The following is a 13052-nucleotide window of genomic DNA, read 5'->3' as shown; positions in this document are numbered from 1 at the left end:
CGCTTTGATTTTCGAATGAGTTGAATATAGCCGAGGTGCACTGACGACGCAACTAGCTCAGTCGGTGCCGCCGCACCCGCAGCTCTGCCGAATCCGAAGAGCGAGTGGCAGCCGGACGTGCCTGATGTCGGGTCGCCCCGCCAGCGCGTCGACGATCACCCCGACCGCAGCGCGCCCGATCGCGTGCATGGGCTGCTGCACTGTCGTCAACGTCGGACTCACGAGCAGCCCGGCCAGGATTCCGTCGAAAGACGCAACCTTCACGTCGCGCGGAACCGATACCCCGAGCTGCTCGAACAACCGGAGCGCAACGATCGCCTCCTGATCGGAGGCGAAGAGGAACGCGTCGGGCATTCCGAGCGTCAGCTGGCCCGAAATCGCCGCGATCGTGGTGTGTTCACGTGCCGGCCTGCTCTCCAGGGGAGGCTGCGGCGCGAGGCCAGCGTCTCGCATCGCGCCGCTATAGCCCTCATATCGCGCGGCGAACTCGGCGGTCGTCGACGTGCCGACATAACAAATGCGCTTCGCGCCATGCTGGTCGATCAGGTGCTCGGTCATCGCCCGCATGCCCGCCTCGTTCTCGACCGTGACCGTGTGCACGCCCTCGAGACGAACCTCGCCCGAGAGTTCCACGATGGGAAGGCGTCCCGCGAATCCCCGCATCATCTCCAGCGGCACGATTCCCGAAAAGGTGATGAGGCCATCCACTCGTCCCACGATGTCGGTGACTGCGTGCTCTCCTGGCAGGGTGCGCGCGCCCCCGAGCATGAGTGCATACCCCAGGCGGCGGCTCTCCGTCTCGGCCCCGTACTGAACCTCGTCGACGTAGAGCGGGAAGGTGTTGGCGCTCGTCGAGGCGGCGTCCGCGGCCACGCTGTCGGGATCCGGATCGCCCGATCCATCGACCATGTAATCGAAGGAGAAGATCCCGATCGCACCGGTCCGCCCCCGCGCCAACCCGCGGGCGTTTCCGCTCGGCACGTATCCGAGTTCGGCTGCCGCCTCGAGCACGGCGGTTGCGGTCGCCGACTTCACGCGATGAGGCTGGGAGAAGGTGAACGACACCGTGGCGATCGACACGCCCGCGCGGGCCGCCACGTCGTAGACCGTCGCGCGCTTTCGACTATTGGTGATGATTCACCCTCCGAGACCGTCGTGGCCGTAAGGCAGCCCCCGTTGCGCACACGCGGCCAGACGCGACACGTGCACGGCCGGCGGGCTTAGGGGCAGCAGAAGGGACTGCCCGGGGATGCCGAGTTGAATTATACGCACGAAACCGGCCGGGCTCGCTGGCGCCCGCGCTCGGATGGGCAGTCGGAATCCAGCACCGGCGCCGCGCCACTTCACTCGACCAACACGACGTCGCTCGTGAGCCGCGATGTGCCGTCGGGGTAGCGCTGCCGAAGGCGAACATCCAGCCCCACCGCCGGAAGCATCACGTAACCGTGCTGCTCAGTGCCGAGTGACTCCAGCTCGGAGAACTCTGCTGTGTCAAACGCTTCGTCGGTGGTCGAGAACCGCACGAACACGAAGGTGTGGCCGACGCGCGACGGTGTGAGTTCGAGCCAGCTCAGCTTCTCGTAGCTGCGCAGATTGAAATCGTAGCGGGGCAAGGGGAATGCTCGGCCCGTGCCGGAGGTGTCCTGTTGCAGTGGATGCGCAACGAACGCGGTGTAGAGTCCGTCCGCCGCCAGCTCCCAATCGTCATGCATCTCGGCATCTCTCCACGTGATGCCGATCCGCTCCGCCGACGGAGTCAAAGCGACCAATCCCGAACGAAAAGCTTCCAGACTGTCGGCGACGCTCAGGCGATAGTCATCCGGCTCGTTCATCCTGTCTGCCCACCGCTTGTGCACCCACCTGTACTCGCGGGCCCACCACCGAGCACCACGCTGCTGCCGGCGGAACCGCCTGAGGTGCGCATGGCGCGCTGATCTATCGGTTCAGGGAGCGGCCTCACGGCTGGGCGTGAGTACCAAGATAATCGCTTTCCGAATGAACGCTGTGGGCGCGCAGAAGCGCGTCACGAAGGCGCGAGGGCGCACTGCAGCCTGGGCGGATGATGTAACCCGCTCGTGGGTGCGGTCCTACATAGACGATTTACACTTATATGTGCAACACTGTGTCATCATCCCCAAGGAGCAGAGTTGACTACCGCACTTACGCTGTCGCGGCGAGAGCCCATAAGCGAAACATTGATCGTATCCCCACCAGCCCAGATCGAGGCGGACGAGATCGTTGCCCGGGCGTCGGGCTCGAAATTGGATGGCTTTCAGCTGGTCATTGATGGCCAGGAGGTTCAGCTTGGCGACAACCTTTCCCGCCTTGTTGCGCATGTGATCGAAGGGGCGGCGAACCGTGGCTCGATGACGATCCGGACGATGCCGCCCGAGGTTTCGACAACTGTGGCGGCGCACGAGTTGGGAATCTCACGGCCGACGTTGATGAAGATGATCCGTGCCGGGGAGATTCCGTCTCACCCAGTCGGCAGCCACACGCGGTTGAAGTTCGAGGATGTACTCGATGCTGCGGCTCGGTTGAACGCACAGAAAGACGAGGCCTTCTTGCGCTTGCTCCACGTTTCGGAGACATTGGGCGAGAGGTAACTCGGTACGGTAGTCGGGTGAATCCCGAGGTCGTCTTTGTCGATGCGACCGTACTATGCAGCAAAGCGACGCGCGATTGGATTCTTCACATCCGAACAGCCTCCCATCGCGGAATGTTTGTCATTGCGTGCTCGCGGGATGTGATTGTCGAGGCGTTGAACACGCTGCGCAACCAGCACCCGAAATGGCCCGGCTCGGCGACCACCCAGTTGATGGATGTGTTCATGGACGCCTTCGACATTGTCGATGACTTTGACGCCGACATTGCATATTCGGGCGCAGACCCGGATGACCGTCACGTACACGCCGCCGCAGTCGCATCTCGGGCCGGCTTTTTGGTCACCGATGATCGTGGGTTTGCCCGGATGGACAGCGACGAGCTTCCGTATGAGGTATTGACCGCGGACCAGTTCTTTGTGCTGGTTGACGATTCGGCACCGCATTTCGTGGCTGAGGCAACCCGCAACCAGCTCGCCTACTGGACGGGGTTAGGGAAGAAAGCAGAATTGGTCGGGCATCTCCGTGCGGCCGGTTGCCCGCAGTTTGCCGAACGTGTCGCCGCCCACCTCAAGGTACAAGCCGGAACGATGACTCGCCGTCAGCGTCGAAAGAGTCTCGGTAAGGGCGACAAGTAACTGGGCTCTGTTACCAACGCAGAAGTTCTGGGTAAAGTTCGTCAGCGACCGGATGAACAGTACGCTGCGTCTCGGCCAGAACCAGAAAGCGAGGCAACTGTCGGGTCGGGACCATCCAGTAGGCGTGATTGAAGAGAACGAGGCGAGCAGGACACTCTGCACTTTCTCGGATTACAGCGTGGAGCAACGACCGACGTAGGTCGCGGCACGCGCGGCAGCAATGATCATTGCGTCGGTAATTATCTGCCACCAATCAACCGCCCAATTCTCATGGACGATCCGGATGACCACGGACGTCAAGTTTCGCAAACGATGAGTACGGAGAGAATACCCGCGAATCAATGGGCGGGGTTTATGAGGAACTGAAACTGATTCAAAAAGTAGATAGCCTTTAACTAGCAATTTGTAGCGAGGGCGGGACTCGAACCCGCGACACCACGATTATGAGCCGTGTGCTCTAACCACCTGAGCTACCCCGCCGGGCGCATCCGAGTGAGGGACGCGAGAGCCCCCTGTGGGAATCGGACCCACTACCTCTTCCTTACCAAGGAAGTGCTCTACCAATGAGCTAAGGGGGCGCGAAAACCGCAGCCGCGCACAGCGCAGCGCCGTTTTGGCACCGTAAGAGACTAGCATCCGCGGAGGGGTGCTGTTGCGCCCCTTACTGGAGGCAGAACTCGTTGCCCTCGGGATCCTGCATGACCACATGGCGATCCGGGAACGGGCCCCACATCTCGTCGACCTCCCGCACCACCGTCGCGCCGAGGGCGACGATCCGATCGCGCTCGGCGACCAGCTCCTCCTCGCTCGGGCGCCGGCCGGGGGTCGCCATCACGTCGACGTGCACGCGGTTCTTGACCACCTTCGACTCCGGCACGCGCTGAAAGAAGAACCGCGGGCCGATGCCCGCCGGATCCTGAGCGACGCCGCGACTGGCGAGCTGGTCATCCGTCAGCGCGCCGTCGCGGTGGGCCGCCTCGATCGCCGGCGGAAGCTCTGCGCGCGGGTACCCGAAGACGTCGGCCCAGAAGTCGGAGAGCAGCTGCGGGTCGGCGCAGTCGATGGTGATGTTGCCGAGTTTGCCTGCCATGCGACCATGCAACACCCGACCGCCGACGACCGCTAGCCCTCCAGTTCGAGAACGGTGCCCTCGGCCGCGAACTCGGGGATGTCGATGCCGGGCAGCACCCAGGCCGCGAAGGCCGGACCTCGGCCGCGCAGCACGAGCCCGACGGCGGGGTCGAAGAGGGCATCCGCGTCGCCGACGATGAGCGTGGCGACGCCCGAGACGGCGTTGGGGGCGAGCGAGAGCTCGAAGTCGGCGCGGGCGGCCACGACCAGCACGGCCTCCTCCTCCGACTCGCGAACGAAGACGAGCACGTCGTCGCTCACGTGCAGCCAGCGGATTCCGCCGCCGTTCAGCGCCGGGTGCTCGCGCTTGAGGTGGATCAGCCTGCGGTACAGCTCGAGGGTGGGCTCGGCATCCGCCGCGTGCTCCCAGGGGATGGGCGTGCGCGAGTGCTCGCCGTCGTCGCCGACCAGCCCGAACTCGTCGCCCGCGAAGACCACCGGGATGCCCGGCATCGTCATCGAGAGACCGAGCGCGACGGGAACCGTGCCGGGACGCGCGTGGGTGAGGAACCGCGGGGTGTCGTGCGTGTCGAGGGCGTTCATGGTGTGGAGGCGCACGCGCCAGGGGAAGCCCGCGGCGAACTGCTGGTGCGCCTCGAACACCTCGACGCCCGAGTAGCTGGGGATCGTGCCGAACGGCAGACCGAAGTAGCTCGACTCCCGCTCGCGGTCGGAGAGCCAGCCCCACAACGGGCGCGTGAAGTTCGTGTAGGTCATGGCGCCGTGCCAGGCGTCGCCCTGGAAGTCGGAGGAGGCGTCGTTCGTCGACTCCCCCAGCAGGATCGTGTCCGGGTTCACCTCGATCATGGTGCGACGGATGATCTGCCGCACCTCCGCGTTCAGGTCCTCCGCGAGGTACCGCCCGGTCATGTTCGCGACGTCGATGCGCCAGCCGTCCAGGCTGTAGGGCGGCTTCAGCCACTTCGCGACGACGGAGTCGGGCCCCTCGATGAATCTCTCCCGCAGCTCCTGCGAGTTCCAGTTGAACTTGGGGAGGCTGGGCACACCGAGCCACGAGACGTAGGTCTTCTGCTCCTGGTCCATCCAGTAGTAGAAGGCGCTCTCCGGCGTGCCGGGCTTCTCGTGCGAGGCCTGGAACCACTCGTGGGCATCGCCCGAGTGGTTGGAGGTGAGGTCGCCGATGACGCGCAGACCGCGGGCGTGCGCCGCCTCGATGAGCGCGATGTAGGCCTCGTCGCCACCGAGCAGGGGGTCGATCTCGTCGAAGGAGAGCGCGTCGTAGCGGTGGTTGGAGCGGGCCGGGAACACGGGCGTCAGGTAGATCATGGTGACGCCCAGCCCGATCAGGTGATCGAGGTGCTCCTGAATGCCCTGCAGGTCGCCGCCGTAGAGCTGCGTGGCGGTGGAGGGCCCGATGTGGATGACCGGGTCATCCCACTTCGCCGGCTCCGCCCAGGCCGGCAGCTGCCGCGCGTCGGCGGCCGCGGAGCGCGCGAAGCGGTCGGGGAAGATCTGGTACATGATCGTCGAGGTCGCCCACTCCGGCGGTGCCGGGTAGGCGAGCAGCTTGAAGTCTTCGCTGTCGAGGGTCTCGATGGTGTGCATCCCGGTGGCGTTCAGCCACAGGTTGCGGCCGTCGCCCATCTTGATGAGCCAGCGGTAGCCGTGGGTGGGGTTCTCGACCTCGACCTCCGCCTCCCACCAGTCCCAGCCGTCGACGGTCGCGATGAGCGAGGCGACCGCGAAGCGCGGCTCGTGGTTGGGGTTCGATCGGGTACGCACCTGCTGCACCGCGCCGAACTCGTGCGGGATCCGCACCCGCACGCGCACTCGGTCGCCGAGCTGCGGCGACTGGGTGGAGACGTACAACGGTGACCCGTCGTGGTGCGGTTCGAGAAGGGATCCGACGGGGAGGGGCGCGACCATGCGCACCACTTTGGCACAGCCGGGAGGCGAACGGGTTTCACCCGGATTTCACGCACGAAAACTGCGCGACGACGCGCGAGTGCGGCGCCTCCACGCGGGCCCCGGGGCGCAGCGTGCCGCCGCGCGGGCAGCCAGGCGCTGCGTGCCGCCGTGCGGGAGCGGCGCGGCGCAGCGTGTCTCAGTGCGCCGTGTGCGCGATGAGCCAGGGCAGCGGGTTGATCGGCGGTCCCGTGGGCCCGCCCTCGAGGATCCCGAGGTGTAGGTGCGGGCCGCTGGATTCGCCGGTGGAGCCGACGAGCCCCACAAGATCGCCCTCGGCGACCTTCTGGCCCACCTTGAGGCTGCTCGAACCCTCCTGCATGTGGCCGTAGAGGCTCGTGATCTGCTGGCCGCCGATCGTGTGGGTGATGTACACGACGTTGCCCAGGCTCGCGTCGTAGTGGTCGACCTGGCTGACGACACCCGCGGCGATCGCGTAGATGGGCGCACCGTCGCCGGGCTGGAAGTCGATCCCGTGATGGAAGGTGGAGCATCCGGCGCACGGCGCGGCGCGGGGGCCGAACAGATCGCCGAGGGGCACCGCGACCGGGAACGGCCAGCGGATCGGGCCCGAGTTGTTGACCGTGTAGGCGACGCTGCCCGTCGCGAAGGTGTAGTTGAGTTTCTGCACCTCGGCGTACGACATGACGCTGATGCCGTCGTCGGCGAGCGGCACGGCCGCCGCCTCCCCCGTCGCGGAGACGGGAGCGAGCACCTGTCCGCCCGCGGCGGTCGTGCCGCCGGTCGCGGTGACCGCCTTCGCCGCGGTCTCGGTCGCCGCGGCCGCCACGGCACCGGGGCTCAGCAGCGCGCTCGCCGGCAGAGAGGTGGCGAACATGAGGGCCGCCGCGAAACCGAGGGCGCCGACCGGGATGAGCCGCTTGGCGATGCTCTTGCGGGGCACGTCGGCCACGCGCAGGCGGGCCCGTCGCTTCTCGCGTTCGCGCTGCGCCCGGGCAGCCGCCTTGCGGGCCTTGGGCGACGACTGCTCGCGGAGTTCTCGTCGGCTGGGGAGGGCTGGCGGCATGGTCATGGCAGCGCTCCTCTCTCCCGAACAGCGGAGCGGAACTCGTGTGCTGGTTCGATCGTGCGGGTTCAGTTGTGATCGCGAAAAATCACGATCAGGTAACGGACCGGTCAAGCTTATCCATGCGCATGGATTCTGCCAAAGTCCCCGTTCGGGCCACGCCCACACTCACGGCACCCTCACGGCTGACGGCGACTCAGGCTCCGAGCTCCTTCAGCCGAGCCTCGAGCGCCGCCGCGACGGAGGGCTCCGCCGCGAGAATGAAGTCCTTGCTGGGCGGTACGCCGTCGCGACCGGTCACGCGCGCGCCGGCCTCGACGGCGATGAGAGCGCCCGCCGCGTGGTCCCAGGGGTTCAGAGTTCGCTCGTAATACGCGTTCACACGGCCGGCCGCGACGAAGCACAGGTCGAGTGACGCGGTGCCGCCCCGACGGATGTCGCGCACGGTCGGCACGAGCTCGGCGACGACGCGACCCTGGATGGCCCGCATGGCCGACTCGTACGAGAACCCGGTCGCCACGAGGGCCTGCGAGAGCTCCACGGCGGGCGCGACGCGAATGGCCGCGTCGCCCAGGAAGGCGCCGCCGCCGCGGGACGCCGTGAACACCTCGCCGATCGCCGGATTGACCACGCAGCCGGCGAGCGCCGCCCAGCTCAGCGGATCCGGTTCGCCCTCCACCACGGCGACGCTCACGCCATAGTGCGGGATCCCGTACAGGTAGTTGACGGTGCCGTCGATCGGGTCGACGACCCAGGTGAGCCCGCTCGTGCCGGCCTGCGCCGCGCCCTCCTCGCCGAAGAAGCCGTCGCCGGGTCGGGCATCCGCCAGAAGGCCGCGGATCAGCTCCTCCGATTCGCGGTCGGCGAGCGTCACCACGTCGACGGGCGAGGACTTGTGGTCGGCGATCGAGACGCCCTCGCGGCGACGCCGGCTCACCAGTTCGCCCGCGGCGAGCGCGACGGTGCGCGCGATCTCGAGAAGCTCGTCAGACATGGGGTCCCTCCTGCGCGGTGCGGGATGCCCGGCACGCCTCGACCGTACCAGCGCGCTCCCCCGCTCGCGCCCCGCCCGCGCTCCCGCCCGCTCAGCGCAGCGCGCGCCGATGCGCTCAGCGCACCGCGCGCCGACGCGCTCAGCGCACCGCGACGGTCGAGCGCAGAATCAGCTCCGAGCCGAACACGAGCGCGTGCGCCTGCGCGCCCCTGCCGCCGAGCTGCCGCACGAGCTCGAGTGCCGCGGTGCGGGCCAGCAGTTCGACCGACTGGCGCATCGCGGTGACGGGAGGATCGACGGCGGCGAGCATGCGGGAGTCCTCCAGGCAGATGAGCGAGACATCCTGCGGCACCCGGTGCCCGGACCGTCGCAGCGCGCGCAGGGCGCTCGTCGCGATCCACTCGGTCTCGGCGATCACGGCGGTCGCGCCGCGCTGCGCGAGAACCACGGCGAGGCGTTCGACGTCGGCGCCCGCGGTCGCGCTGTGCTCGATCATCCCCGTGACGCGCTCAGGCCCCTCCGCCTGATCGCAGTAGTCACGGAAGGCCTCGACCCGTCGCTCGGTGGCCGCGCGGTCGTCGTCGCCCACCACGAGGGCGATCGAGCGATGGCCGTGCGTGACGAGGCAATCGGCGGCCGCGCGCACGGCGGCGCCGTCATCCCAGCGCACCGAGGCGACGTGCGGGATGCCCTCCCGCCCGCCGATCGTGAGCACGGGTATGCCCCGCTCGCGCAGCTCCGCCCACGGTGACGCCGCCTGCTCCCCGGCGCCGTCGTCGCCGTCGAACACGACGACGCCGGACATCCGTCGCTCGACCAGGAGGTCGAGCGCGCGCCGCTCCGCCTCCGGGGTGCCGTCGACGGTCACGATGACGCTCGAGATGCCGCTCGACGCGAGCGTCGCTGAGAGGATCCGCACCGCCTCTCGAAACACCGAGCTGTCGACGTCGGGAACGACGACGCCCACCACCCGCAGGTGCTCCTGCCCGGTGCGCTGCTGACCCGCGTAGCCGAGGTGATCGATGGCGGCGTTCACCTTCAGCCGGGTGTCCTCCGCGACATTCGGTTTCGCGTTGAACACCCGGCTGGCGGTGGCGATGCTCACCCCCGCGTATCGGGCGACGTCCTCCAGTGTCGATGCCATGCCCTCATCCCCTGTCGGATGGTGGGACGCATCCCTGCGGCCGCTACTTGACCGAGCCTGCGGTGAGTCCGCGGACGAAGTAGCGCTGCATTCCGAAGAACACGATGAGCGGCACGACGATGGTGATGAACGATCCCGCCGCGACCAGGTTCCAGCCCTGTGCGTACTGCCCGAGGAGTCCGTACAGCGCCTGGGTGAGCACGGGGTTCGCGTCGCCCAGGAAGATGTACGCCGTCAGGTAGTCGTTCCAGACCCAGAGGAACTGGAAGATCGCGAACGACGCGAGCGCGGGCATCGACATCGGAACGACGAGCCGCCAGAAGATCTGGAAGTGGCTCGCACCGTCGACGCGGGCGGCCTCGATGAGGGCGACCGGCAGGGTGGACATGTAGTTGCGCAGGATGAAGATCGCCAGCGGCAGCGCGAACGCGGAGTGGTAGACCCACGCCGCGGGGAACTGCCCGACGATCGGGATGCCCGTCGCCTTGGTGAACGCGACGTACGCCTGCAGCACCGGGATGAGCGCCACCTGGGTCGGCACCACGAGGAGCCCGACGATCACCGCGAAGTACACCTCCTTGCCCTTGAAGTCGAGGAAGGTGAACCCGTAGGCGGCGAAGGCGGCGAACATGATCGGCAGCACCGTCGCCGGAACCGTGACCGCGACGCTGTTAAAGAAGTTCGTGCCGAGGTCGAGGTTGGTGAAGGCGGTGACGAAGTTCGTCGTGGTCCAGTGCTGTCCGAAGACGTTGCCGATCGCCGTCCACCAGCCCGTGGTCTGGGCGTCGGTGGTGCTGCGGAAGGCGGTGACGAGCAGGCCGATCACCGGGATCATCCACAGGATGGCGAACAGTCCGAGGATGATGTTGAGCACGATGCGGCGGTTGGGCCGGCGCTTCGTGGCGGTGCGGGCCGTGGCGGCCGACCGTTCGGCGGTGGCGCGGACGGCGAGGGTGGGGGCTGCCTGGGTCATCGGAGGACCTCCTGCTTGCGGTAGTTGCGAACCTGGTAGACGATCACCGGGATCACCGCGACCATCAGGATGACGACGACAGCGGAGGCCTTGCCCGGGTTGCCGAAGTTGAAGAACTGGTTGATGAACTCGACGCCGAGCACGTTCGTGTTGTACGTGCCGCCGGTCATGGCGAAGACGATGTCGAAGATCTTCATGACTCCGATGAGGACGGTCACGAAGACGGCCACGATGGTGCCCTGGATCTGCGGCACGATCACGCGGAAGAAGATCTGCCGGTCTTTCGCGCCATCGATCCGCGCCGCCTCGATGGTCTCCTCGGGCACGCCCTTGACCGCGGCCGAGAGAAGCACCATCGCGTACCCGGCGTTCAGCCAGATGACGACGATCATGAGCAGGAAGTCGTTGAAGCGTCCCGCGTCGATCGTGATCCACGGCACGGGGTCGCCGTGCGTGATGCCGGTCCAGATCGCGTTGAGCAGACCGGTCTGCGGCTGCCCCGGCGGGTCGTAGGTGTAGATGAACCGCCACATCGTCGCGGCCGCCACGAAGCTGATGGCCATCGGCAGGAAGATGATCGACTTGAAGGTCTTCTCGCGCTTGGGGCCGAGGCGGTCGGCGAGGGTCGCGACGCCGAGACCGATCGCCACCGTCACGGCGGGCACCACGAGGATCCACAGCAGGTTGTTCAGCAGGGTGCTCAGGAAGTCGCCGCTCGTGAAGAGGGAGACATAGTTCCCGAAGCCCGCGAACTTGTCGTTCGTCGTGTCGACGAAGCTCAGGATGACCGTCCGGATGGTCGGGTAGACCAGGAAGCCGAGCAGCAGCACGAGGATCGGGCCGATGAAGACGTAGGGCAGGAGCCGGCGGTTCCACTTCGTGTTCGTCTTGCCGACGATGAAGTTCAAGCCGAGATAGATGAGAAACGAGACGGTAAGGCCCCCGACCACGGAGACCAGTGCACTCACAATTTGCATTGGTGACGACCTAACGACGTTGTTAAGAAACTGTGCGGGTGAAGCTGTGGTGAGGGTGGCGCTCGCCCCGCACGGGAACGAGCGCCACCGGTTGCACTACTGGTTGACCGTCACACTACGACTTCGGCCACGAGGAGTCGATGTCCTGCAACACCGCGTCCAGTGTCTTCTGGCCTGTCGTCCACGCGGTCAGGTCGGTCCACTCCGTTCCGGCACCGACGGCACCGGGCATCTGGTCGGAGGCGTCGAAGCCGAAGACCTTGGATGCGGCGACCGCCTTCTGAGCAGCGGCCTGGAACGGGCTCGTGTACAGGCTGCTGTCGAAGGAGGTGTGCGGGGAGAGGAAGATGGCCTGCCCGGCGTAGCCGTTCGTGCCGAACTCCTTGCTCACGAGGTACTGCACGACCTTCTTGGTCGCGGCGTTCGTGTTGAAGGCACCGACGAGGTCACCACCACCGAGGGTTCCGGAGGTGACGGCGTCCGACGGGGTCGGCAGCGGGAACACGTTGATGTTGGTCGTGTCCTTCTTGGCGATCTCGGCCTTGATGTTGTCGGGGAAGAAGTCCGCGATGAACGTTCCCTGGCGCATCATGAAGCACTGGCCCTTGTCCTTGCCGCTGACGAAGAGCTGGTTGCCGGCCTTGCCGAAGTTGGTCGTGGCGATGGCCTTGCCGCCGCCGTTGACCTGGCCCGGGTCGAGGATCTCGCTCTGGACCTTCGCGGCCGCCTTCTTCACCAGGTCGGAGTTGAAGAGCACGTCGTGGGTGATCCACTTGTTGTACTGGTCGAGTCCGCCGTAGCGCAGCACGTACTCCTCCAGCCAGTCGGTCATCGGCCAGCCGGTCGCAGCGCCCGATTCGGCTCCGACACACCAGGGGTACCCGGCGCCGTCGGACTTGATCTTCGCCTCGAGAGCGGTGAGCTCCTCGTCGGTGGTCGGCACGGTGTAGCCGTGCGCGGCGAAGGCGGCGGGGTCGTACCAGACGAGCGACTTCACGTTGATGCTGTACGGGAGGCCGTAGGTCTTGCCGTTCACGTTGCCGATGTCGCCGAGGCCGTTGGGCTCGTCAGAGGTGACGCTCGCGACGTCGACGCCGAGGCTGTCGAGCGGCTTGAGGTCTTTCACCTGCTGCTTGAGCACGCCCGGCTGCGGGTAGATCGCGACGTCCGGCGGGTTGCCGGCGGTCACGCGCGTGACGATCGCCTGCTGGAAGTTGTCGCTTCCCGAGTACTTGACGGTGATGTTGTTCGCCTTGCCCCACTTGGTGAGGTCCGCCTGGAAGGCGGTGGCCTGCGCTGCGGTGAACGCGCCGAGGATCTGAACGGTGGTGTTGCCGCCGCCGCCGCTGGTACCCGAGCATCCACTGAGCACGACCGCTGCGCCCACAAGAGCGGCAACGGATGCGATTGTTTTGTTACGAAGCCTCATTACTTCGACCTTTCTTGGGGGGAGAAAACGATTTACAAAATCGTTTTTGCTGAGATGAAACTAGCCCCGCGTCGAGCACCCCGTACAGAGCCAAGCTGTAACGAATAGGTAACGATGCGCAACATCCCTGCAAGCGCTTACATTACGGCTTCCACGAACGACGCGCTAGAGATGAGGGAGACCCGAAGACAACGGTCGCGTCACGATTCG

General features: G+C 66.5%; 12 protein-coding genes and 2 tRNA genes. 2 read left to right on the top strand and 12 right to left on the bottom strand.

The genetic code is table 11. The annotated features are described in order from the left end of the window. Positions 1 to 57 precede the first annotated feature (57 nt). Both G3T37_RS15270 and G3T37_RS06780 read right to left on the bottom strand, forming a co-directional pair. Positions 58 to 1098 (bottom strand): substrate-binding domain-containing protein, encoded by a 1041-nt coding sequence (locus G3T37_RS15270; protein ID WP_163472748.1) that lies wholly within the window; start codon positions 1096 to 1098, stop codon positions 58 to 60. Between the two features lie 245 nt (positions 1099 to 1343). After that, positions 1344 to 1832 carry a hypothetical protein gene (locus G3T37_RS06780; protein WP_163472747.1) on the bottom strand — a complete coding sequence of 163 codons (489 nt, stop codon included), beginning with the start codon at positions 1830 to 1832 and terminating at the stop codon, positions 1344 to 1346. Between the two features lie 315 nt (positions 1833 to 2147). On the opposite strand from G3T37_RS06780, the gene G3T37_RS06775 reads away from it, so the two are divergent. Both G3T37_RS06775 and G3T37_RS06770 read left to right on the top strand, forming a co-directional pair. Further along, the gene (locus tag G3T37_RS06775; RefSeq protein ID WP_163472746.1) at positions 2148 to 2606 is read left to right on the top strand and encodes an excisionase family DNA-binding protein; all 459 of its coding nucleotides are present in this window, start codon (positions 2148 to 2150) and stop codon (positions 2604 to 2606) included. Positions 2607 to 2623: 17 nt separating this feature from the next. Next, positions 2624 to 3241, top strand: a complete 618-nt coding sequence (locus G3T37_RS06770; protein WP_163472745.1) for a PIN domain-containing protein — start codon at positions 2624 to 2626, stop codon at positions 3239 to 3241. A 406-nt stretch (positions 3242 to 3647) separates the two neighbouring features. On the opposite strand, the gene G3T37_RS06765 is transcribed toward G3T37_RS06770, so the two are convergent. The 10 genes from G3T37_RS06765 to G3T37_RS06720 form a co-directional block, all read right to left on the bottom strand. Beyond that, positions 3648 to 3721: transfer RNA gene (locus G3T37_RS06765), tRNA-Met, on the bottom strand. A gap of 26 nt (positions 3722 to 3747) precedes the next feature. Then, a tRNA-Thr gene (locus G3T37_RS06760) sits at positions 3748 to 3819 on the bottom strand. 83 nt (positions 3820 to 3902) lie between these two features. Further along, complete coding sequence (locus tag G3T37_RS06755; protein ID WP_163472744.1) at positions 3903 to 4331, bottom strand: VOC family protein; 429 nt, start codon at positions 4329 to 4331, stop codon at positions 3903 to 3905. Between the two features lie 32 nt (positions 4332 to 4363). After that, entirely contained in the window at positions 4364 to 6259 is a 1896-nt protein-coding gene (locus G3T37_RS06750) for a glycoside hydrolase family 13 protein (protein ID WP_163472743.1), read from the bottom strand. A 178-nt stretch (positions 6260 to 6437) separates the two neighbouring features. Beyond that, positions 6438 to 7331: a M23 family metallopeptidase gene (locus tag G3T37_RS06745; protein WP_163472742.1), complete on the bottom strand. Its 894-nt coding sequence runs from the start codon at positions 7329 to 7331 to the stop codon at positions 6438 to 6440. A 190-nt stretch (positions 7332 to 7521) separates the two neighbouring features. Then, on the bottom strand, positions 7522 to 8319 hold the full coding sequence (locus G3T37_RS06740) for an inositol monophosphatase family protein (protein WP_163472741.1): 798 nt from the start codon (positions 8317 to 8319) through the stop codon (positions 7522 to 7524). Positions 8320 to 8458: 139 nt separating this feature from the next. Beyond that, the gene (locus G3T37_RS06735) at positions 8459 to 9463 is read right to left on the bottom strand and encodes a LacI family DNA-binding transcriptional regulator (RefSeq protein WP_163472740.1); all 1005 of its coding nucleotides are present in this window, start codon (positions 9461 to 9463) and stop codon (positions 8459 to 8461) included. Between the two features lie 43 nt (positions 9464 to 9506). Continuing rightward, positions 9507 to 10436, bottom strand: coding sequence for a carbohydrate ABC transporter permease (locus G3T37_RS06730; RefSeq protein WP_163472739.1), 930 nt, complete (start codon positions 10434 to 10436; stop codon positions 9507 to 9509). After that, positions 10433 to 11413: a carbohydrate ABC transporter permease gene (locus G3T37_RS06725; protein ID WP_163472738.1), complete on the bottom strand. Its 981-nt coding sequence runs from the start codon at positions 11411 to 11413 to the stop codon at positions 10433 to 10435. Before G3T37_RS06725 ends, G3T37_RS06730 begins: the two co-directional genes overlap by 4 nt. A gap of 115 nt (positions 11414 to 11528) precedes the next feature. Next, on the bottom strand, positions 11529 to 12842 hold the full coding sequence (locus G3T37_RS06720; RefSeq protein ID WP_163472737.1) for an ABC transporter substrate-binding protein: 1314 nt from the start codon (positions 12840 to 12842) through the stop codon (positions 11529 to 11531). Between the last annotated feature and the right edge of the window lie 210 nt (positions 12843 to 13052).

The sequence above is a fragment of the Galbitalea soli genome, from assembly GCF_010686725.1.
Lineage (GTDB): Bacteria > Actinomycetota > Actinomycetes > Actinomycetales > Microbacteriaceae > Galbitalea > Galbitalea soli.
Note: the sequence above shows the minus strand (reverse complement) of the source record. Positions and strands in the feature narration are given on the sequence as shown.

Coding starts and splice junctions, on each gene's coding strand:
- G3T37_RS06750 (WP_163472743.1), bottom strand. CDS start 6,259: ATGGTCGCGCCCCTCCCCGTCGGATCCCTTCTCGAACCGCACCACGAC.
- G3T37_RS06780 (WP_163472747.1), bottom strand. CDS start 1,832: ATGAACGAGCCGGATGACTATCGCCTGAGCGTCGCCGACAGTCTGGAA.
- G3T37_RS06740 (WP_163472741.1), bottom strand. CDS start 8,319: ATGTCTGACGAGCTTCTCGAGATCGCGCGCACCGTCGCGCTCGCCGCG.
- G3T37_RS06720 (WP_163472737.1), bottom strand. CDS start 12,842: ATGAGGCTTCGTAACAAAACAATCGCATCCGTTGCCGCTCTTGTGGGC.
- G3T37_RS06730 (WP_163472739.1), bottom strand. CDS start 10,436: ATGACCCAGGCAGCCCCCACCCTCGCCGTCCGCGCCACCGCCGAACGG.
- G3T37_RS06735 (WP_163472740.1), bottom strand. CDS start 9,463: ATGGCATCGACACTGGAGGACGTCGCCCGATACGCGGGGGTGAGCATC.
- G3T37_RS06745 (WP_163472742.1), bottom strand. CDS start 7,331: ATGACCATGCCGCCAGCCCTCCCCAGCCGACGAGAACTCCGCGAGCAG.
- G3T37_RS06755 (WP_163472744.1), bottom strand. CDS start 4,331: ATGGCAGGCAAACTCGGCAACATCACCATCGACTGCGCCGACCCGCAG.
- G3T37_RS06725 (WP_163472738.1), bottom strand. CDS start 11,413: ATGCAAATTGTGAGTGCACTGGTCTCCGTGGTCGGGGGCCTTACCGTC.